Consider the following 20121-nt stretch of genomic DNA (forward strand, 5'->3'; position numbering starts at 1 on the left):
GGTCCTGACGCGCTCGTGGAACAGCGTGGTCACACCCTCATCGTGACCATGAACCGGCCGCACCGCCGCAACGCCCTGAGCACGGAAATGATGGAAATCATGGTCCAGGCCTGGGACCGCGTCGACAACGATCCCGACATCCGATGCTGCATCCTGACCGGTGCCGGTGGCTACTTCTGCGCGGGCATGGACCTCAAGGCCGCGACCCAGAAGCCGCCGGGTGAGTCATTCAAGGACGGCAGCTACGACCCGTCGCGGATCGACGCCCTCCTCAAGGGCCGCCGGCTCAAAAAGCCGCTGATCGCCGCCGTCGAGGGCCCGGCCATCGCCGGGGGTACGGAGATCCTGCAGGGCACCGACATCCGGGTGGCCGGCGAGAGCGCCAAATTCGGCATCTCCGAGGCCAAGTGGAGCCTGTACCCGATGGGCGGGTCCGCGGTGCGACTGGTGCGCCAGATTCCCTACACCGTGGCGTGCGACCTGCTGCTGACCGGACGGCACATCACCGCCGCCGAGGCCAAGGACGTGGGCCTGATCGGCCACGTCGTTCCCGACGGGCAGGCGCTGACCAAGGCCCTCGGAATCGCCGAGGTCATCGAGAACAACGGCCCGTTGGCCGTCCAGGCGATCCTCAAGACGATCCGCGAGACCGAGGGGATGCACGAGGAAGAGGCCTTCAAGCCCGATACCGCAAACGGGATACCGGTGTTCCTGTCCGAGGACTCCAAGGAGGGCCCCCGGGCGTTCGCCGAGAAGCGCAAGCCCAACTTCCAAAACCGCTAGGTCCCCTCTCCGCCGAACGTGACGTCACGGCGACTTTTCGGCCGATTTTTCGCCCTGCCGTCACGCTCGGCGTCGCTGTCAGTCCTTGACGCCACACTGCTTGCGTGCGCGAACCCTTCATCGGCAGCGAGGCGCTCGCAGCCGGCACCCTGACCCGGTACCGGCTGCGGAGCCGGTTCGTCGCGTTGCACCCCGACGTCTACGTGGACCCCGCCACGGAACTGACCGCCACAAGACGCGCATGCGCCGCGTGGCTGTGGTCGCGGCGACGGGGCATCGTCGCAGGGCGCTCCGCCTCGGCACTGCATGGGGCCAAATGGGTCGACCACCGGGCGCCCGCGCAGTTGGTCTATCAACACCGCCGCCCGCCGGCCGGTATTGACACGTGGTCGGATTCGCTGTTTGAGCACGAGATACAAACGATCGCCGGCCTACGGGTGACGACGCCCGCGCGGACGGCTCTCGACCTCGCCTGCCGATATCCCGTCGATCGGGCGGTCGCAGCCATCGACGCGCTCGCGCGCGCAACCGATCTCAAGGTGAGCGAGGTCGACTCACTCGGCGAGCGGTACCGAGGCCGACGGGGCATCGCGCGTGCGCGCGTCGCGCTGCCGCTTGTCGACAAGGGCGCCGAATCTCCCCGCGAGACATGGCTGCGGCTGCTGCTGATCCGCGCGGGTTTCCCGCGGCCGCAGACTCAAATACCGGTTTATGACTACGGCGCTCTGATCGCCTGTCTCGATATGGGTTGGCAGGACATCAAAGTGGCCGTCGAGTACGAAGGCGACCATCACCGCACCGATCAGCGGCAATTCAACAAGGACATTCGACGCGCGAAGACCCTGGCGGAGATTGGTTGGACGGTCGTTCGCGTCACGATCGAAGACACGCCGGGCGGCGTCATCGCCAGGGTGGCAGCGGCGTGGGCGCGCCGAACGTGATCTCAGGGCGGGAAATCAAACGAAATCTCGCCATGTGTGCACGCTCGGCGAAAGATGGCTCTAACGCGATCAACCCAGCAGCGGCGCGCTCGGCGTGAACACCACCGGCATGGCCTCCAGGCCACTGACGAAGTTCGCCGGTCGCAGCGGCAGGGTCGAGTCGTCGTCGGCCAGCCTGAGGTCCGGCAGTCGCTTGAGCACCCGCTCGGTCATCATCGACAGCTCGAGGCGGGCCAGCTGGTTGCCCAGGCAGAAATGCGTTCCGAAGCCGAAAGCCATGTGGCTGTTCGGGTTTCGCCGGATGTCGAAGCTGTCCGGATCCTCGAACACCGACTCGTCGAAGTTGCCCGACTCGAACAGCAGCATGATCTTCTCGCCCTCGCGCAGCGAGGTGCCGTGGAATTCGGTGTCGGCGGTCAGGGTTCTGCACATGTTCTTGACCGGCGACGTCCAGCGCAGCATCTCCTCGATCGCACCCGGAAGCAACGAGGGGTCGCGCACCAGGGCATCCCACTGATCGCGGTGGCGCACCAGCTGTTCGGTCCCCCCGCTCAACGTGTGCCTGGTGGTCTCGTCGCCGCCGATGAGGATGAGCAGTGTCTCCATGACGATCTCGTCGTCGGACATCCGCTGCCCCTCCACCTCGGCGTTCACCAGGATGGAGAACAGGTCGTCGGTGGGTTCGGCGCGCCGCTTGGTGATGATGCTCGTGGTGAATTCGGTGTACGCCGCGAATGCGGCCATCACCGCCTGGGCCGTTTCCGACGTCGGGTCGATGTGCGAACTCAGCCCGCAGACCAGATCGTCGGACCACTTCAACAGCATGCTGCGTTCGGTGGGCAGCACGCCCAGCATGTCGCCGATCACCGCCATCGGCAGCGGGGCGGCGATATCGCGGACGAAGTCACACTCGCCGCGCTCACACACGGCATCGATGAGGGTGTCGCACAGCTTCGCGATCGACGGCTCCTTCTCCTTGACCCGCTTGCGGGTGAAGCCCGCGTTGACGAGCTTGCGCCGCAACAGATGTGCGGGATCGTCCATGTCGATCATGTAGGGCATGCCGGGCTGGTCGGGACGGATGCCGCCGGTGCTGGAGAACAGCTCCGGATTGCGTTCCGCGTCGAGGATGGCCTGATAAGTGGTCGCGCCGGCCAGCCCGTTGCGATCGCGAAACACCGGCTGGTTGGCGCGCATCCAGCGATAGGCCTCACGCGAGGTGTGACGATCGGCGTAGAAATTGCCGTCGGTCAGGTCGATGTTCGAGATTGCTTCCGGGATGGTCGAAGTCATCTACAGCCTCCAAGTGTTGACGAACGGATTACAGTAACCGGCATGGCTGAGTCACAACACATCGTTGCGGGGACAGTCCTCACCATGCCGGTGCGGATACGTAAAGCGGACGTGCACACCGCGATGTTTTCGGTGGATGCGCAAGCGGCCCAACGCCTTATCGACTACAGCGGTCTGAAAGTCTGCCAGCACCGCCCGGGCCGGGCGGTGGTCAACCTGATGCTGGCCCGCTACATCGACGGCGACCTGGGGCAGTACCACGAATTCGGCACCTGCGTGATGGTCAATCCCCCCGGCTCGACGGCAAGCGGCTGGCGGGCGCTGGGCGACGCGGCCGCGTTCATCCACCACCTGCCGGTCGACCAGAGCTTCACCCTGGAGGCGGGACGGTCCATCTGGGGCTTCCCGAAGATCATGGCCGACTTCACCGTTCGCGAGCAGGGCCGGTTCGGATTCGACGTCAGCGCCGACGGCGCGCACATCGCGGGCATCGACTTCGCCCGGGGATTGCCGGTGCCATCGGTGTTCACCTCGCGTCCGCAGGTCCTCAAGACCTACACCTACGCCGACGGCACAACCCGGGAGGTGCCCTGGGAGATGCGGGTGCGCGGGCTGCGCGGTCAGCTCGGCGGCGCGACGCTGCGACTGGGCGATCACGCCTACGCCAAGGAGCTGGCGTCGCTGGGCCTGCCGAAGCGGGCGATGATCTCTGGATCCGTCGGCCACGTCGAGATGACATTCGGCGACGCCCACCCGCTCGGCTGACCGGCCGGACCGGTGTCGATCGCCCGGCTCCTCCCCTCCGCTCTGCATCGTCGTCGGGCGCGCCATCCGGACAATCTAGAACGCGTTCTCAGCCGCTGGCAAGAAAAGTAGAACGTGTTCTAGTCCGTGGTGGGTACGGGTCAGATCAGGCTCGCCAGCTCGCGGACCTGCTCTGTACTGCGCCCGGACACCACCATCATGGTCACGCCGGCGGCCTCCCAGGCCTTGATCTGCTTACGCACGTAGTCGATGTCGCCGACGATCGCGGCGTCGTCGATCACCTCGTCCGGGATGATCTCGGCGGCCTTGTCCTTCTGGTTGCTGCGGAACAGCTTCGTCACGTCGTCGACCACCTCGGCGTAACCCATCCGGCGGTAGACGTCGGCGTGGAAGTTGGTGTCCTCGGCGCCCATGCCGCCCATGTAGAGCGCGATATAGGGCTTCATGGCCGCGAACGCGGCGCTGCGGTCCTCGGTGATGACGATGTTGGCCGTCGCGCAGATCTCGAAGTCCTCGCGGCTGCGGCGCGCGCCCGGGCGGGCGAACCCCTCGTCCAGCCACTCGTTGTAGGTATCGGCCATGCGCGGCGTGTAGAAGATCGGCAGCCAGCCGTCGCAGATCTCGGCGGCCAGCGCGACGTTCTTCGGCCCCTCGGCGCCCAGCATGATCGGGATGTCGGCCCGCAGCGGATGAGTGATCGGCTTGAGCGGCTTGCCCAGACCCGTTGCGCGCTCGCCCGTCAGCGGCAGCGGGTAGTGCGGACCGGCGCTGGTCACCGGCGCCTCCCGCGCCCACACCTGCCGGACGATGTCGATGTATTCCCGGGTGCGGGCCAGCGGCTTGGGGAACGACTGGCCATACCAGCCCTCGACCACCTGCGGCCCCGAGACGCCGAGGCCGAGCACGTGCCGGCCGCCGGACAGGTGGTCCAGCGTCAGAGCCGCCATCGCGCAGGCCGTCGGGGTCCGCGCGGACAGCTGAACCACCGAGGTGCCCAGCCGCACCCGGGACGTCGACGAACCCAACCAGGCCAGCGGCGTGTAGGCGTCGGATCCCCACGCCTCGGCGGCGAAGACGGCGTCGTAGCCGGCCTCCTCTGCCGCGGCGACGAGCTCACCGTGGTTCTGCGGCGGCTGCGCGCCCCAATATCCCAGCTGCAGTCCCAGCTTCATCGTCGTCACCCTTCCGCAGACCCGATGTTGAATCCGTTCTTAGAACCTGTTCTACTCGATGGCGTGACAGCCAGCTCGAGTAGCCCGCCCCTGATGGATCACCCTGAGCCACCGCTCTCCGCGCCACTGACGTTGGCCTTCGACTACACCCGTTCGGTCGGCCCCACGCTGAGCAAGTTCTTCACCGCACTGCGTGACCGCCACGTCCTCGGGGTGCGCGGGTCGGATGGCCGGGTGCACGTGCCGCCGCCGGAATATGACCCGGTCACCTACGAGCCGCTGGGCGAGATGGTACCGGTATCCAGCGTCGGCACCGTCGTCTCGTGGACCTGGCAGCCCGAACCGATCGAGGGCCAGCCGCTCGACCGGCCGTTCGCCTGGGCGCTGATCAAGCTCGACGGCGCCGACACCCCGCTGATCCATGCGGTGGATGCGGGCGAGCCCAAGGCCATCAAGACCGGCTCCCGCGTGCACGTGCACTGGGTGGACGAACCGGTGGGCGCCATCACCGACATCGCCTATTTCGAGCTGGGGGAGGAAGCCGAAGCCGTCGCGGAGCAGTCGGACGGCGACAAGGACCCCGTGACCATGATCGTCACGCCCGTCTCGCTGACCATCCAGCACAGCGCCTCGCACGAGGAGAGCGCCTACCTGCGGGCCATCGCCCAGGGCAAGCTGCTGGGCGCGAAGACGGGCGAGAACGGCAAGGTGTACTTCCCGCCCCACGGCGCCGACCCGGCGACCGGCCAGCCGACCACCGACTTCGTCGAGCTGCCGGACAAGGGCACCGTGACGACGTTCGCGATCATCAACATCCCGTTCCAGGGCCAGCGCATCAAGCCGCCCTACGTGGCCGCCTATGTGCTGCTCGATGGGGCCGACATCCCGTTCCTGCATCTCGTCGCCGACATCGACGCGCACGAGGTACGGATGGGCATGCGCGTGGAAGCGGTGTGGAAACCCCGCGAGGAGTGGGGTTTTGGCATCGACAACATCGAGTACTTCCGGCCGACCGGGGAACCCGACGCCGACTACGACACCTACAAGCACCACCTGTAAAGGGCTTACCTACCTATGAGCGCTCGCAACGTTGCGGTCGTCGGCTTCGCCCACGCACCACACGTCCGCCGCACCGACGGCACCACCAACGGCGTCGAGATGTTGATACCGTGCTTCGCCCAGCTCTACGAGGAGCTGGGCATCGAGCGGACTGACATCGGCTTCTGGTGCTCCGGATCGTCCGATTACCTTGCCGGACGGGCCTTTTCGTTCATCTCGGCGATCGACTCCATCGGCGCCGTTCCGCCGATCAACGAATCGCACGTCGAGATGGACGCGGCCTGGGCCCTCTACGAGGCCTACATCAAGCTGTTGACCGGTGAGGTCGACACCGCGCTGGTGTACGGCTTCGGCAAGTCCTCGGCCGGGGTCCTGCGCCAGATCCTGTCGCGGCAGACCGACCCTTACACCGTCGCGCCGTTGTGGCCCGATTCGATCTCGATGGCCGGGCTGCAGGCCCGCATCGGGCTCGACAGCGGCAAGTGGACCGAGGAGCAGATGGCGCGCGTGGCCTTCGACTCCTTCGCGAACGCGCGGCGGGTGGACAAGGTCGAGGGGTCGATCAGCGTGGCCGAACTGCTCGAACGGCCGTTTTTCGCCGACCCGCTGCGGCGCCACGACATCGCGCCGATCACCGACGGCGCCGCGGCGATCGTGCTCGCTGCCGGCGACCGGGCACGCGAACTGCGCGAAAACCCCGCCTGGATCACGGGAATCGAGCACCGCATCGAGACCCCGTCGCTGGGCGCGCGCGACCTCACCGAATCCCCGTCGACCAAGGCCGCGGCCCACGTGGCCACCGGCGGCAGGACCGACAACCTGGACGTGGCGGAGATCTGCGCGCCCTTCACCCACCAGCACCTGATCATCGAGGAAGCCATCCGGATACCGGGACCGACCAAGGTCAATCCGTCCGGTGGCGCGCTGGCGGCCAATCCCATGTTCGTCGCCGGCCTCGAGCGCATCGGCTTTGCAGCACAACACATCTGGAATGGTTCGGCTGAGCGGGTGCTCGCGCACGCCACCAGCGGGCCTGCGCTACAACAGAACCTGGTCGCGGTCATGGAAGGGAAGAACTAATGGCCGGTGCAGGGCCAAACATCGCTGCGGTACTGGGTACCGGACAGACGAAGTACGTCGCCAAGCGCCAGGACGTTTCGATGAACGGCCTGGTGCGCGAGGCGATCGATCGGGCGCTGGCCGACTCGGGTTGCACGTTCGACGACATCGATGCCGTCGTGGTCGGCAAGGCGCCGGACTTCTTCGAGGGCGTCATGATGCCCGAGCTGTTCATGGCCGACGCCATGGGCGCCACGGGCAAGCCGCTGATCCGGGTGCACACCGCGGGATCGGTCGGTGGCTCCACCGGCGTGGTGGCCGCCAGTCTGGTGCAGTCCGGCAAGTACCGGCGCGTGCTGGCGATGGCCTGGGAGAAGCAGTCGGAGTCAAACGCCATGTGGGCGTTGTCAATCCCGATTCCCTTCATCAAGCCGGTGGGCGCCGGCGCGGGCGGCTACTTCGCCCCGCACGTGCGCTCGTACATCCGTCGTTCCGGGGCGCCCACCAACATCGGTGCCATCGTCGCGGTCAAGGACCGGCTCAACGGCGCCCGCAACCCCCTGGCGCACCTGCACCAGCCCGACATCACCGTGGAGAAGGTGATGGCGTCGCCGATGCTGTGGGACCCGATCCGCTACGACGAGACCTGCCCGTCCTCCGACGGCGCGGCGGCGGTCGTGATCGGCAACGAGGAGGCCGCCGAAGCCCGCCTGGCGCAGGGCAATCCGGTGGCATGGATCCACGCCACGGCGCTGCGCACCGAACCGCTGCAGTTCTCCGGGCGCGACCAGGTCAGCCCGCAGGCCGGCCGCGACGCGGCCGCCGCGCTGTGGAAGGCCGCCGGCATCACGAGCCCCATCGACGAGATCGACGCCGCGGAGATCTACGTGCCGTTCTCCTGGTTCGAGCCGATGTGGTTGGAAAACCTCGGGTTTGCGCCCGAAGGCGAAGGCTGGAAGCTCACCGAAGCGGGCGAGACCAAGATCGGCGGCCGGCTACCGGTGAACCCGTCGGGCGGCGTGCTGTCGTCGAACCCGATCGGCGCCTCGGGCCTGATCCGCTTCGCCGAGGCGGCGATCCAGGTCATGGGCAAGGGCGGCGACCACCAGGTGCCCAACGCGCGAAAGGCGTTGGGACACGCCTACGGCGGCGGCTCGCAGTACTACTCCATGTGGGTGGTCGGCGCCGACAAGCCGACGCCCCAAAAAGTCGACGCGTGAGCACGCGATGACCAAGCATCCCGCGCACGAGGCCGGCCGCCGCTCCCGCGAGGCGGTGGCGGCCCGGGACAAGGATGCCTGGCTGGCGGTGTTCGCCGACGACGCCATCGTCGAGGACCCGATCGGCCCCTCCGCGTTCGACCCCGAGGGCAAAGGGCATCGGGGCCGTGACGCGATTTCGGCCTTCTGGGACAAGGCGATCGCCCCGACCACCAAGATCGAGTTCGTTTTCCGCGATACCTATCAGTGCGGCAACGAGGAAGCCAACGTCGGGCACATCCTCATCACGACGGGCGAATACCAGACGACCGCCGAGGGCGTGTTCACCTACAAGGCCAACGACGAGGGCAAGCTGGTGGCCCTGCGCGCGTATTGGGAGATGGACCGCGCGGCGGCCAACACCCGCAAGGTCTAGATCGGCTCCAGCCCGGCCAGATGCCGCTGGGCGAGGTCGCGGTAGGCCTGCGGATTGAGCTTGAGCCACATCTCGGCGCCGGTGCCGGCCACCGGGCCCTTGATTTGAGCCGGGGCGCCGACCGCGAGCATCCCGGCCGGGATCTGGGTGCCGGCGGTGACCAGCGAGTGCGCGGCGACCAGGCTGCGCGCCCCGATCACCGCCCCGTCCAAAACGGTGGCGTGATTGGCGATCAACGCCTCCGGTCCCACGTGCGCCCCGTGGACGACGCACAGATGCGCGACCGTCGCGCCCGGACCGATGTCCACCGGGATGCCGGGAGGCGCGTGCAGCACGGACCCGTCCTGCACATTGGCGCCCTCCCGCACCACGATGGGCCCGTAGTCGCCGCGCAGCACGGCGTTGAACCAGATCGAGGCCCCCGCCTCCACGACGACGTCACCGATCAAAGTGGCGGTCGGGGCGACGAAAGCGGTGGGATCGACCCGTGGTGCGCGGCCCTCGAATGCAAACAGCGGCATCGTCTACGTATACCCCAACACGCATATGTCCCAGCCAGGCTCGCCGTCGTTGCGCGCCCCCGCCGCAAAACTGTAACGTGTTCTAGTTAGAGGGCTATTAGTTGGAGGTGGACAGGTGAGTACCGACACCAAGGCGGTCGGCATCCGGGAGATCGATCCCGGCGCCTTGCCGACCAGGTACGCCCGCGGCTGGCACTGCCTGGGCGTCGCAAAGGACTTCCAGGACGGTAAGCCGCATTCGATCGAGGCTTTCGGCACCAAGCTGGTGGTCTTCGCCGACTCCCACGGGGACATCAAGGTCCTCGACGGCTATTGCCGGCACATGGGCGGTGATCTGTCGGAGGGCACCATCAAGGGCGACGAGGTGGCCTGCCCCTTCCACGACTGGCGCTGGGGCGGCGACGGCCGCTGCAAGCTGGTGCCGTACGCCAAGCGCACGCCCAAGACGGCCCGCACCCGGTCGTGGACGACCGACGTCCGCGGCGGCCTGCTGTTCGTCTGGCACGACCACGAAAACAATCCGCCGGACCCCGCCGTGCGGATCCCGGAGATCCCGGAGGCCCACAGCGACGAGTGGACCGATTGGCGGTGGAACAGCATCCTCATCGAGGGGTCCAACTGCCGCGACATCATCGACAACGTCACCGACATGGCGCACTTCTTCTACATCCATTTCGGGTTGCCGACGTACTTCAAGAACGTCTTCGAGGGACACATCGCCTCGCAGTACCTGCACAACGTGGGCCGGCCCGACGTGAACGACCTCGGCACGTCTTACGGTGAGGCGCACCTGGATTCCGAGGCGTCCTACTTCGGGCCCTCCTTCATGATCAACTGGTTGCACAACAGCTACGGCGGCTACAAGGCCGAGTCGATCCTGATCAACTGCCACTACCCGGTGACCCAGAACTCGTTCGTGCTGCAGTGGGGTGTCATCGTCGAAAAGCCCAAGGGCATGGACGAAAAGATGACCGACAAGCTGTCGAAGGTGTTCACCGAGGGCGTCAGCAAGGGCTTTTTGCAGGACGTCGAGATCTGGAAGCACAAGACCCGCATCGACAATCCGCTGCTGGTCGAAGAGGACGGCGCCGTCTACCAGCTACGCCGCTGGTATCAGCAGTTCTATGTCGACGTCGCCGACATCGAGCCGGAAATGGTGGAACGCTTCGAGATCGAGGTCGACACCACCCGCGCCAACGAGTACTGGAATTCCGAGGTCTCCGAGAACCTCAAGGCCAAGGAATCCGAGGACGTTCCGGCCGAGCAGCACTAGGCATCATGGCCGACGATCAGCCGCAGGTACCTGACGTCGATCGGCTCGCGCGGTCGATGTTGCAGCTGCACGGCGATCATCACGACCACGAGGAGAAGCCGGCCGGCAACGGCGGGGGGTCCCGATCGTGGTCGAAGTCAAGGGATTTCGCCAACGATCCCCAGCGCGCGGCCGCCGTGGCCGAGGCCAGCCGCGCTGACCGCGAGCGCTATCTCAACTCGGGTCTGTTGCCGGTGGACTGCCGTTTCTGCCACGTCCGCGTCACGGTGCGCAGGCTCGGGCCGGGACACACTGCGGTGCAATGGAATACCGAGGCCTGGCAGCGTTGCGCGCACTTCACCGAGGTGCGCGAGTCCGGCGGCGACACCGCGCGCACCCGGTCCTGCCCCAAACTGAGCGACAGCATCGAGCATGCGGTCGCCGAGGGGTACCTCGAAGACGAGCCAGACGAGCACTGAGCGACGGTCTCGTTCGTCATAGCGGCCCGTCGGACCCGAGCCGGAAGCCATGGGCGTCGTGCCCACCTCCGAGCGACAACCGGCAGGGGGCGCGGATGGATTGGCGCGGATGGATTCGCGGCTTTGTCGCTCGGAGGTGGGCAAAAGGCGCGTCCATCGGACCGGAAACTCCTGTGGCGCCTGTGATTTCTACAGCCCCGCGAACCGCTCCTTGACCGTCTCGACACTCAGGCCGTAGTCGGCCAGCGAGTACGAGTGCTTGGGCGCCCGCGCGCCGGACTGGCTGTCGGCGTGGGTCTTTTCCATGGCCGCCTTGGCCTCTTCGGTCAACGTCATCCCGAAGTGCCGGTAGATGTCGGCCACCGTGCCCATCGGGTCGGCGATCAGCTCCTTGTAGTCCACGTCGTAGAACTGCGACGGGCTGTATTTGGCCCGCGCGGTGTTGAACCGCTCCAGGCCCCGCGACCACGTTTCCATTGCGTCAGCGCCGATCTGGGCGCCGGTGAACGACGTCGACCATCCCTCGGCGGTGTGCTGCGCCAGCGAGCACATCGAGGCCATGATCGTCTCGACCGGACGATGGGTCTGGATCACCAACGCGTCGGGATAGGTCGCCATCAGCGCGTCCAGCGCGAACAGGTGGCTGGGATTCTTCAGCACCCACCGCTTGTCCGCGTCGTTGAGTCCGATCAGCTGAAGGTTGCGGCGGTGCCGCTGGTACGACGGCGTCCAGTCCTGCCGCGAGAGCCACTGCGAGTAGGTGGGCAGGTGCGCCAGCGTCTCGTAGGACGCCGAATGCAGCGACTGCCGCAGCAGCTGCCAGCACTCCTCCAGCTCGTACGCCGCCATGAAATGCAGACCGGTGTAGTCCGGGTTTTCGGCATGATGCTTCTCGAACTGCGCGTTCAGTTGGCTGTAATACGGGTTGGAATCCCAGGTTTCACGAGGCGGGCGCGGCTGCGGGAATTCGGCCAACCACAGATGCAGGCCCTGGTGCGCGGGATCGGCGCCCAGCAGCCGATGCAAGGCGGTGGTGCCGGTGCGCACCAGTCCCGTGACGAAGATCGGCCGCTCGATGACGACGTCCGCGTGCTGCGGGTATTGCTTCCACGCCGCTTCGGACAGCAGCCGGGCCACCAGCGCACCGCGCAAAAAGAACCGATTCATCTTGCTGCCCAACGGCGTCAAGTCGGCGTCGCGGCGATAGGAGTCGAGCAGCACTTCCAGCGCTTCGAGGTAGTTGTCGTCGTTGCTGCCGAAATCGTCCAGCCCGATCATCTTGCTGGCCGACGCCTTCAGGTCGTCAACGGTGCCGACGTCGGTACGCTCAGCCATCAGGTGTGGTACTCCCCGCAATTGACGTCGAGGGTCTGCCCGGTGATGCCACTGGACAGGTCGCTCGCCATGAACAAGATCGCCGAGGCCACCTCGTCCTCGGTCGGCAGCCGCTTCAGGTCGGAGCCCGCCGCGGTGGCCTGGTAGATCTGCTCGGCCGTGGTGCCGTACTTGCCGGCCTGGTGGTTGAAGTAGCCCTGCAGCGTCTCGCCCCAGATATAGCCGGGTGCAACGGAATTGACCCGGATTCCCTGCTCGCCCAGCTCGGTGGCCAGCGAATGAGACATGGACAGCAGCGCGGACTTGGCCATCTTATAGGCGCCGTACTTCGCCTGCGAGTGCCGCAGCACCATGGAGTTGACGTTGACGATCGAGCCCTTCGACTCGGCCAGCGCCGGCGTGAATCCCTGGATGAGCCGCAGGGCGCCCAGCGCACTGAGTTCGATCGCGTCGCGGATGTGCTGAAAGCTGGTGCCCGAGAAAGGCTTCAGCGACGGTACGCGGAACGCGTTGTTGATCAACACGTCGACCTTGCCGTAGGCCTCCAAGGTGGCATCGACCAGGTTGCTCACCTGGTCGTCCTCGGTGATGTCGGAGCGCACCGTGGTCGCCCGGCCTCCGAGGTCGGCGATCTGTTTGGCGACGTCGTCCAGGCGTTCCGGCGTGCGGGCGGCCAGCACCAGGTCGGCGCCTTCCCGCGTGCATCGGTGCGCCAGCGTCGTGCCCAGACCCGGGCCGACGCCGCTGATCACCACCACCTTGCCGTCGAGCAACTTCGTCATCCCAACATCCTTGCCTGAATCTGCTGGTGGCGCAGCGCAATCCGCGCACGCCAGTCGTCCTCGGAAATCTTGTTGTGCTCGAAATACGGCAGCGCCGCCGGCACGGCGTCGATGTCGACCAGCTCTACGGTGGGGCCGTCGACGTCGGTGAGTTGTCGCGACACCCGCTGCCAGCGGAACTGCAAGATGCCCTTCCGATGCCCGAGGGTCTCCACCCAGTTGGTCACGCCGGGGTTCTGGTCGGCGACGACGATGCGCACCTTGCCGTCCGGATCCGCTTGCGCCTGAGTGTTGTTCAGCGAGGTCTGGTGGTTGATGTAGTCCAGCGAGATGTACCACAGGCTGCCCAGCTGGAAGCCCAGGTAGGGGGCGTCGGTGACCGGGATGTTGATCACCAGCGCCTGGTCGGGCCGCAGCTCGTAGTGCCCCACCGACGAGTACTGGGTCGCCAGGCCGCCCGGCGTCAACCGTGGCGCGACCATCGTGTTGACCGGGATGTTGAAATAGAACCACTGCGGGAACTGCAGCCACGTCTTCACCCGGTTAACCAGCTGCTTTCCCGCTGTGGCAAAACGCTTTTCGATGGTTTCGCGACTCAGCGGCGGCGGCGCGGTGCCCGCGGTGTCCAGCCGGGAGATGGCCAGCGTGCCGCGCTGCGCGGCCCAGTCGCCGTACACCTCGCGGATGACCAGCTGTCCGGGGTCGGTCGGCCGAAACCGCCATTCGAAGCTGCCGTCGGGGGCGATCTGTAGCTCCCGGTCGTCGAACGCGGCCTGGCTGACGGGCACGTTGTCGTCGGTGTACTCGCCGCCGAGCAGCTGGAAGCTCAGGTCGGTGGTGGTGCCGCGCCTGCCGGTGACGACGTAATCGTGGTTGGCGTGCACCCGGGTGCCGAAGTACAGCGTGTCGGGGTTGTCCAGGCCCATCTTGGTGAACGGCCCGGTCCCCGACTGCAGAAAGGGGTGGTCGCGGTCGTAGTCGAAGGCCAGATGCGTGCAGGCCGCGATACAGCCGGCCAGATATTGGAGCCCTTCGAGCAAGTCGGCTTCGGACTCGATGTGCGGCGCGGCGGCCACCAGCTCCTCGGCCTCAGCGATCGCGTGGGTGAGCGGGCCGGAAAAGGAAGTTACGGACACGCCTAGACGCTAGAACGTGTTCTACTTTTTCGTCAATGGCGAACATTCCCGCGCGTCGGCTGCGGGGTTGCACGACGATGCGGGTTCGCTAGGGCGGGCACGCGTGGGACAGCTGAATCAGGTGCTGGCGTACGTCGGGATGCCGGTTCAGGTAGTCGATCACGCTGCCGTTGCCCCCCTCGCCCTTTGACTTGTCGATCAGCTGCTGATGGAGGTCGGGGTGCCGCTGCAGGTACGAGTCGATGGAACTGCCCACGTCCTGATTGCACCCGGGATCCGCGCTGGCCACTGGCAGCGCGATCATCGTCGCGGCGGTCGCGGTCAGTAACCCCCCGGCGAGCAGGCCGAAGAGTCCGCGGCCACGAGTACCGACTGTCTTGGATGTGCTCATGCCCACCAGGCTACGCGCGCTACCTTTGCGTAGCCTGTGCGCGCCCTGGGTGAAGCGGCAGGTCAGCGCGCGGCGGCGGCGCCGCTTTCTCGCTCGCGCTTGATCTCCAGCGCGATGTCGATCAGTTGGTCCTCCTGGCCGCCGATGAGCTTGCGCTGGCCGGCCCGGTGCAACAGCTCATGCGGCGGGACGCCATAGCGCTCACCCTGGCGGATGGCGTGCTTGAGGAAGCTGGAGTACACCCCGGAGTAGCCCATGATCAGGGCGTTGCGGTCGAGCAGGCACTCGGCGGGCATGGCTGGGGCGACGACCTCCTCGGCGGCGTCGGCGATGTCGAAGAAGTCGATGCCGGTCTTGACGCCGATCTTGTCGAACACCCCGATCAGGGCCTCGACGGGGGCGTTGCCCGCCCCAGCCCCGAAGCGGCGGCACGAGCCGTCGATCTGCTTGGCGCCGGCGCGCACGGCCTCGACGCTGTTTGCCACCCCGAGTCCGAGGTTTTCGTGCCCGTGGAAGCCGACCTGGGCGTCGTCACCGAGTTCGGCGACGAGCGCGGCGACGCGGTCGCGCACGCCCTCGAGGACCAGCGCCCCGGCCGAGTCGACCACGTAGACGCACTGGCAGCCCGCGTCGGCCATGATGCGGGCCTGGGCGGCCAGCTTCTCCGGCGAAATGGTGTGGCTCATCATCAAGAAGCCGACGGTTTCCAGGCCGAGTTCGCGGGCCAGGCCGAAGTGCTGGATCGAGACGTCGGCCTCGGTGCAGTGCGTGGCGATCCGGCAGATCGAGCCGCCGTTGTTCTGGGCCTCTTTGATGTCTTCCTTGGTGCCCACGCCGGGCAGCATCAAGAAGGCGATCTTGGCCTCTTTGGCGGTCTCGGCGGCGAGCTTGATCAGCTCCTGCTCGGGCGTCTTGGAGAACCCGTAGTTGAAGCTCGAGCCGCCCAGTCCGTCGCCGTGGGTGACCTCGATGACGGGCACACCCGCGGCGTCCAAGGCGGCCACGATCGCGCCGACCTCGTCCTTGGTGAACTGGTGGCGCTTGTGGTGTGAGCCGTCGCGCAGCGACGTGTCCGTCATCCGCACGTCCCAGACCGGGTTGAAGAAGATGTCGGTAGTCATGATTGCGCTCCTCCGGCCGTCGCGGTCAAGGATTCCTTGGCGATCTCCTCGCCGACCTTGGTCGCCGCGGCGGTCATGATGTCCAGGTTGCCCGCATAGGGGGGCAGGTAATCGCCGGCCCCCTCGACCTCGACGAACGTGGTGACCAGCGCCTGGCCGCCAGAGTTGATCGACGGGTCGTCGAACTGCGGGTCGTTGAGCAGCCGGTAGCCGGGAACGTAGGTCTGCACCTCGGCCACCACGTCGTGGATGGACTTGGCGATCGCGTCGCGGTCGGCGTCCTCGGGAATGGCGCAAAAGATGGTGTCGCGCATGATCATCGGCGGATCGGCGGGGTTCAAGATGATGATCGCCTTGCCGCGCTTGGCGCCACCGATGGTCTCCACGCCCTTGCTGGTGGTCTTGGTGAACTCGTCGATGTTGGCCCGGGTTCCCGGCCCCGCCGACAGCGAGGCGACCGAGGCGACGATCTCGGCGTACGGCACCCCACCGAGGTCGGCGACGGCGCGCGACACCGCGTACACGATCGGGATGGTGGCCTGCCCGCCGCAGGTGATCATGTTGACGTTGGGCGCATCCAGGTGCTGGCGCAGGTTGGCCGGCGGGATCACCGCGGGACCCACCGCGGCGGGCGTCAGGTCGACGGCCCGGATGCCGGCGGCCTCGTACTTGGGCGCGGCGTCGCGATGCACATAGGCGCTGGTCGCCTCGAACACCAGATCGGGCTTGTCCGACTGCGCCAGCAACCAGTCCACGCCCTCGTGGGTGGTCTCCAAACCCAGCTTGCGGGCCCGCGCCAGGCCCTCGCTTTCGGGGTCGATGCCGACCATCCAGCGCGGCTCCAGCCAGTCCGACCGCAACAACTTGTAAAGCAGGTCAGTGCTGATGTTGCCCGACCCGACAATGGCCACACTCGCCTTAGACGGCATGATGCCCCTTTTCGAACTGCTGAGATTTAAGTTAGTCGATTTAATTCGAGCCTATTCGAACGATAAACGCACCGAACCGAGGCCCGCGAAGTCGGCGACGAACTCGTCGCCCGGGTGCGCGTCGATGGCTCGCGTGCACGATCCGGGCAGCACCACGTCGCCCTTGCGCAACCGCACACCGAACCCGTCGACCTTGCGCGCCAGCCACGCCACCGCGGTGACGGGGTTGCCCAGCACCGCGTCGGTGCGGCCCTCCGCGACGACCTCGCCGTTGCAGCGCAGCACCGCGTCGATCCCCTTGACGTCGATGTCGCGGGGGGAAACCCGGGCCTCGCCGAGCACGAAACCGGCCGACGACGCGTTGTCGGCGATGGTGTCGCACAGCTCGATCTTCCAGTCGGTGATCCGGGTGTCGATCAACTCGATGGACGGGACCAAGGCCTCGGTCGCCGCCAGCACGTCGTCCTCGGTGCAACCGGCTCCCGGCAGGTCGGCGTTCAATATGAAGCCGACCTCGACCTCCACCCGCGGATACAGGTAGCGGTTCGCCTTGACGGGGGTGTCTTCGAACAACTGCATCTCGTCGAGCAAATGCCCGTAGTCCGGCTCGTCGACGCCCATCATCTGCTGGATGGCTTTCGACGACAGCCCCACCTTGTGGCCCAGCACCCGCGCCCCCTCGGCGACCCGCTGCCGGATATTGATCAGCTGGATCTCGTAGGCATCGACGACGTCGATGTCCGGGTAGGCCGCGGTCAGCGGGGCGATCGGCTCACCGCTCCGCTCGGCCTGCGCCAAGTCCGCAGCCAGCTCGTCGCGGGTAGCAACACTGAGCATTTTTCTACGTCTCCTCGTACGGTCGACCCGGGCCAGTAGCGGCCGCCCTGGGCAATTCTATAACGTGTTCTACATGTCAGCGCAGGAGTACGACGTCGTCGTGGTCGGGAGCGGCGGGGCCGGCATGGTGGCCGCCCTTACCGCCGCTCACCGGGGTCTTTCCACCATAGTCATCGAAAAGGCCCCTCACTTCGGCGGCTCGACCGCGCGGTCGGGCGGCGGCGTTTGGATCCCGAATAACGAAGTGCTCAAGCGTGACGGGGTCAAGGACACCGCCGAGGCGGCCCGCACCTATCTGCACGGGATCGTCGGCAGCGTCGTCGAACCCGAACGCATCGACACCTACCTCGAGCGCGGGCCCGAGATGTTGTCGTTCGTGCTCAAGCACACACCGCTGAAGATGTGCTGGGTGCCGCGGTATTCCGACTACTACCCCGAGTCGCCCGGCGGGCGCGCGGAAGGCCGGTCGATCGAGCCGAAGCCGTTCGATGCCCGCAAGCTCGGCGCCGACGAGTCCGGCCTGGAGCCCGCGTACGGCAAAGTGCCGCTCAACGTTGTGGTGATGCAACAGGATTACGTGCGGTTGAACCAACTGAAGCGTCACCCGCGCGGCGTGCTGCGCAGCCTGAAGGTCGGCGCGCGCACGATGTGGGCCAAGGCGACCGGCAAGAACCTCGTCGGCATGGGACGGGCACTGATCGGACCGCTGCGGATCGGCTTGCAACGCGCCGGCGTTCCGGTGGTGCTCAACACCGCGCTGACCGACCTGTACGTCGAAGACGGCGTCGTGCGCGGAGTCTATGTGCGCGGCGCCGCTGATGCCGAATCGGGTGAGCCCCGGCTGATCCGGGCCCGACGCGGGGTGATCCTGGCGTCGGGAGGGTTCGAGCACAACGAACAAATGCGGGTGAAATACCAGCGCGCCCCGATCACCACCGAATGGACGGTGGGCGCGGTGGCGAACACCGGCGACGGCATCGTCGCCGCCGAAAAGTTGGGCGCCGGACTGGAATTGATGGAAGACGCCTGGTGGGGCCCGACCGTCCCGCTGGTCGGCGCGCCGTGGTTCGCGCTGTCGGAGCGCAACTCGCCGGGATCGATCATCGTCAACATGTCCGGCAAGCGATTCATGAACGAGTCGATGCCCTACGTCGAGGCCTGCCACCACATGTACGGCGGGGAATATGGCCAGGGACCCGGGCCGGGCGAGAACATCCCCGCATGGCTGGTCTTCGACCAGCAGTACCGCGACCGCTACATCTTTGCGGGATTGCAGCCCGGACAACGCATTCCGCGCAAGTGGCTGGAGTCGGGCGTCATCATCACGGCCGACACGCTCGCGGAGCTGGCCCAGAAGGCCGGCCTTCCGGTGAACGAATTCACCGCCACCGTGGAACGTTTCAACGGTTTCGCGCGCTCCGGCGTCGACGCGGACTTCCACCGCGGCGAGAGCGCCTACGACAGGTACTACGGCGACCCGACCAACAAGCCGAACCCCAACCTCGGCGAGATCAGCCACGCGCCGTACTACGCCGCCAAGATGGTGCCCGGCGACCTGGGCACCAAGGGCGGCATCCGGACCGATGTCCACGGGCGGGCGCTGCGCGACGACGGCAGTATCATCGAAGGCCTTTACGCCGCCGGCAATGTCAGCGCGCCGGTGATGGGCCACACGTACCCCGGTCCGGGTGGCACGATCGGCCCGGCCATGACGTTCGGCTACCTGGCGGCATTGCACATTGCCGGCGGAGCCGGGGAAAGATAACCGCGATGCCCATCGACGTAGACGTCGCGCTGAACGCCGAGCTGGATCCCATCGAATTCTCTTGGGCCAGCAGCGATGTGCAGCTCTACCACCTCGGGCTCGGCGCAGGCGCCGATCCGATGGATCCGCGCGAGCTGCGCTACCTGGTGGACGACACCCCGCAGGTGCTGCCCACGTTCGGCAACGTGGCCGCCACGTTCCACGCCACGAAGCCGCCGACCGTGCAGTTCCCGGGCATCGACATCGAGCTGAGCAAGGTGCTGCACGCCAGCGAGCGGGTCGAGGTGCCCGGGCCGCTGCCGCCGTCGGGCTCGGCCAAGGCCGTCACCCGGTTCACCGACATCTGGGACAAGGGCAAGGCCGCGGTGATCTGGAGCGAGACGACGGTGACCGCGCCCGACGGCACGCTGTTGTGGACGCAACGGCGGTCCATCTTCGCCCGCGGCGAAGGCGGCTTCGGCGGTGAGCGCGGCCCGTCGGGGGGTGACGCCGCACCGGAGCGGGCCCCCGACCTGGAGGTCGACGTGCCGATCCTGCCGCAGCAGGCGCTGCTCTACCGGCTGTGTGGCGACCGCAACCCGCTCCACTCCGATCCCGAATTCGCCGCTGCCGCAGGCTTTTCGCAGCCGATCCTGCACGGGCTGTGCACGTACGGCATGACCTGCAAGGCGATCACCGACGCGCTGCTCGACGGTGACACCGCCGCGGTGGCCGCCTACGGTGCGCGTTTCGCCGGGGTGGCATTCCCCGGCGAAACGCTCAAGGTCGGCATCTGGAAGGAGGGCGGCCGCTTTTTGGCCAGCGTTGTCGCGCCCTCGCGCGACAACGCCGTCGTGCTCTCCGGGGTCGAACTCATCCCGGCCTAG

Annotated in this window: 21 protein-coding genes; 11 read left to right on the forward strand and 10 right to left on the reverse strand. The window is 66.9% G+C overall.

Translation table 11 applies throughout. The features are described 5' to 3' along the window. Positions 1 to 48 precede the first annotated feature (48 nt). Positions 49 to 783: a crotonase/enoyl-CoA hydratase family protein gene (locus QGN30_RS25390; protein WP_230487549.1), complete on the forward strand. Its 735-nt coding sequence runs from the start codon at positions 49 to 51 to the stop codon at positions 781 to 783. Positions 784 to 887: 104 nt separating this feature from the next. Beyond that, positions 888 to 1724 carry a DUF559 domain-containing protein gene (locus QGN30_RS25395; protein WP_008263715.1) on the forward strand — a complete coding sequence of 279 codons (837 nt, stop codon included), beginning with the start codon at positions 888 to 890 and terminating at the stop codon, positions 1722 to 1724. A 69-nt stretch (positions 1725 to 1793) separates the two neighbouring features. On the opposite strand, the gene QGN30_RS25400 is transcribed toward QGN30_RS25395, so the two are convergent. Further along, positions 1794 to 3017 (reverse strand): cytochrome P450, encoded by a 1224-nt coding sequence (locus QGN30_RS25400; RefSeq protein WP_008263713.1) that lies wholly within the window; start codon positions 3015 to 3017, stop codon positions 1794 to 1796. Positions 3018 to 3059: 42 nt separating this feature from the next. Between QGN30_RS25400 and QGN30_RS25405 the strand changes: the two genes are divergently transcribed. Further along, positions 3060 to 3782, forward strand: a complete 723-nt coding sequence (locus tag QGN30_RS25405) for an acetoacetate decarboxylase family protein (RefSeq protein ID WP_008263712.1) — start codon at positions 3060 to 3062, stop codon at positions 3780 to 3782. Between the two features lie 140 nt (positions 3783 to 3922). Here the strand turns inward: QGN30_RS25405 and QGN30_RS25410 are convergent, their stop codons facing one another. Further along, complete coding sequence (locus QGN30_RS25410; RefSeq protein ID WP_248923361.1) at positions 3923 to 4954, reverse strand: LLM class F420-dependent oxidoreductase; 1032 nt, start codon at positions 4952 to 4954, stop codon at positions 3923 to 3925. A 63-nt stretch (positions 4955 to 5017) separates the two neighbouring features. On the opposite strand from QGN30_RS25410, the gene QGN30_RS25415 reads away from it, so the two are divergent. Genes QGN30_RS25415 through QGN30_RS25430 form a run of 4 tightly spaced genes read left to right on the forward strand, consistent with a single transcriptional unit; the run spans position 5018 to position 8707 of the window. Beyond that, complete coding sequence (locus QGN30_RS25415; protein ID WP_008263702.1) at positions 5018 to 6013, forward strand: Zn-ribbon domain-containing OB-fold protein; 996 nt, start codon at positions 5018 to 5020, stop codon at positions 6011 to 6013. 15 nt (positions 6014 to 6028) lie between these two features. Next, the gene (locus tag QGN30_RS25420; protein WP_008263700.1) at positions 6029 to 7093 is read left to right on the forward strand and encodes a thiolase domain-containing protein; all 1065 of its coding nucleotides are present in this window, start codon (positions 6029 to 6031) and stop codon (positions 7091 to 7093) included. Further along, a complete protein-coding gene (locus QGN30_RS25425; protein WP_008263698.1) occupies positions 7093 to 8292 on the forward strand; it encodes a thiolase domain-containing protein in 1200 nt (399 codons plus the stop codon). Before QGN30_RS25420 ends, QGN30_RS25425 begins: the two co-directional genes overlap by 1 nt. 7 nt (positions 8293 to 8299) lie before the next feature. Next, positions 8300 to 8707, forward strand: a complete 408-nt coding sequence (locus tag QGN30_RS25430; RefSeq protein ID WP_008263695.1) for a nuclear transport factor 2 family protein — start codon at positions 8300 to 8302, stop codon at positions 8705 to 8707. Here QGN30_RS25430 and QGN30_RS25435 read toward each other — a convergent pair. Continuing rightward, positions 8704 to 9228 carry a gamma carbonic anhydrase family protein gene (locus QGN30_RS25435; RefSeq protein ID WP_008263694.1) on the reverse strand — a complete coding sequence of 175 codons (525 nt, stop codon included), beginning with the start codon at positions 9226 to 9228 and terminating at the stop codon, positions 8704 to 8706. The genes QGN30_RS25430 and QGN30_RS25435 overlap by 4 nt on opposite strands. A gap of 115 nt (positions 9229 to 9343) precedes the next feature. Between QGN30_RS25435 and QGN30_RS25440 the strand changes: the two genes are divergently transcribed. Together QGN30_RS25440 and QGN30_RS25445 are read left to right on the forward strand one after the other, a co-directional pair. Continuing rightward, positions 9344 to 10501, forward strand: a complete 1158-nt coding sequence (locus tag QGN30_RS25440; RefSeq protein ID WP_008263691.1) for a Rieske 2Fe-2S domain-containing protein — start codon at positions 9344 to 9346, stop codon at positions 10499 to 10501. A gap of 5 nt (positions 10502 to 10506) precedes the next feature. Next, entirely contained in the window at positions 10507 to 10959 is a 453-nt protein-coding gene (locus tag QGN30_RS25445) for a hypothetical protein (RefSeq protein ID WP_014379036.1), read from the forward strand. 189 nt (positions 10960 to 11148) lie between these two features. Here the strand turns inward: QGN30_RS25445 and QGN30_RS25450 are convergent, their stop codons facing one another. The 7 genes from QGN30_RS25450 to QGN30_RS25480 form a co-directional block, all read right to left on the reverse strand. After that, positions 11149 to 12294, reverse strand: coding sequence for a sulfotransferase family protein (locus tag QGN30_RS25450; protein ID WP_009956898.1), 1146 nt, complete (start codon positions 12292 to 12294; stop codon positions 11149 to 11151). Next, a complete protein-coding gene (locus QGN30_RS25455) occupies positions 12294 to 13076 on the reverse strand; it encodes an SDR family oxidoreductase (RefSeq protein ID WP_009956900.1) in 783 nt (260 codons plus the stop codon). The genes QGN30_RS25450 and QGN30_RS25455 overlap by 1 nt, the downstream gene beginning before the upstream one ends. Next, positions 13073 to 14212 (reverse strand): hypothetical protein, encoded by a 1140-nt coding sequence (locus tag QGN30_RS25460; protein ID WP_009956901.1) that lies wholly within the window; start codon positions 14210 to 14212, stop codon positions 13073 to 13075. Before QGN30_RS25460 ends, QGN30_RS25455 begins: the two co-directional genes overlap by 4 nt. Positions 14213 to 14300: 88 nt before the next feature. Further along, complete coding sequence (locus QGN30_RS25465) at positions 14301 to 14603, reverse strand: hypothetical protein (RefSeq protein ID WP_008263682.1); 303 nt, start codon at positions 14601 to 14603, stop codon at positions 14301 to 14303. 62 nt (positions 14604 to 14665) lie between these two features. Then, on the reverse strand, positions 14666 to 15724 hold the full coding sequence (gene dmpG, locus QGN30_RS25470; RefSeq protein WP_008263680.1) for a 4-hydroxy-2-oxovalerate aldolase: 1059 nt from the start codon (positions 15722 to 15724) through the stop codon (positions 14666 to 14668). Continuing rightward, on the reverse strand, positions 15721 to 16653 hold the full coding sequence (locus QGN30_RS25475; protein WP_014710858.1) for an acetaldehyde dehydrogenase (acetylating): 933 nt from the start codon (positions 16651 to 16653) through the stop codon (positions 15721 to 15723). Before QGN30_RS25475 ends, dmpG begins: the two co-directional genes overlap by 4 nt. 51 nt (positions 16654 to 16704) lie before the next feature. Beyond that, positions 16705 to 17490 carry a 2-keto-4-pentenoate hydratase gene (locus tag QGN30_RS25480; protein ID WP_008263676.1) on the reverse strand — a complete coding sequence of 262 codons (786 nt, stop codon included), beginning with the start codon at positions 17488 to 17490 and terminating at the stop codon, positions 16705 to 16707. A 73-nt stretch (positions 17491 to 17563) separates the two neighbouring features. On the opposite strand from QGN30_RS25480, the gene kstD reads away from it, so the two are divergent. Both kstD and QGN30_RS25490 read left to right on the forward strand, forming a co-directional pair. Next, the gene (gene kstD, locus QGN30_RS25485) at positions 17564 to 19255 is read left to right on the forward strand and encodes a 3-oxosteroid 1-dehydrogenase (RefSeq protein ID WP_008263674.1); all 1692 of its coding nucleotides are present in this window, start codon (positions 17564 to 17566) and stop codon (positions 19253 to 19255) included. A 5-nt stretch (positions 19256 to 19260) separates the two neighbouring features. After that, positions 19261 to 20121 carry a MaoC/PaaZ C-terminal domain-containing protein gene (locus QGN30_RS25490; protein ID WP_014379029.1) on the forward strand — a complete coding sequence of 287 codons (861 nt, stop codon included), beginning with the start codon at positions 19261 to 19263 and terminating at the stop codon, positions 20119 to 20121.

Origin of the sequence: Mycobacterium sp. 3-98, assembly GCF_035918355.1 — a bacterium.
Taxonomy (GTDB): Bacteria; Actinomycetota; Actinomycetes; order Mycobacteriales; family Mycobacteriaceae; genus Mycobacterium; species Mycobacterium intracellulare.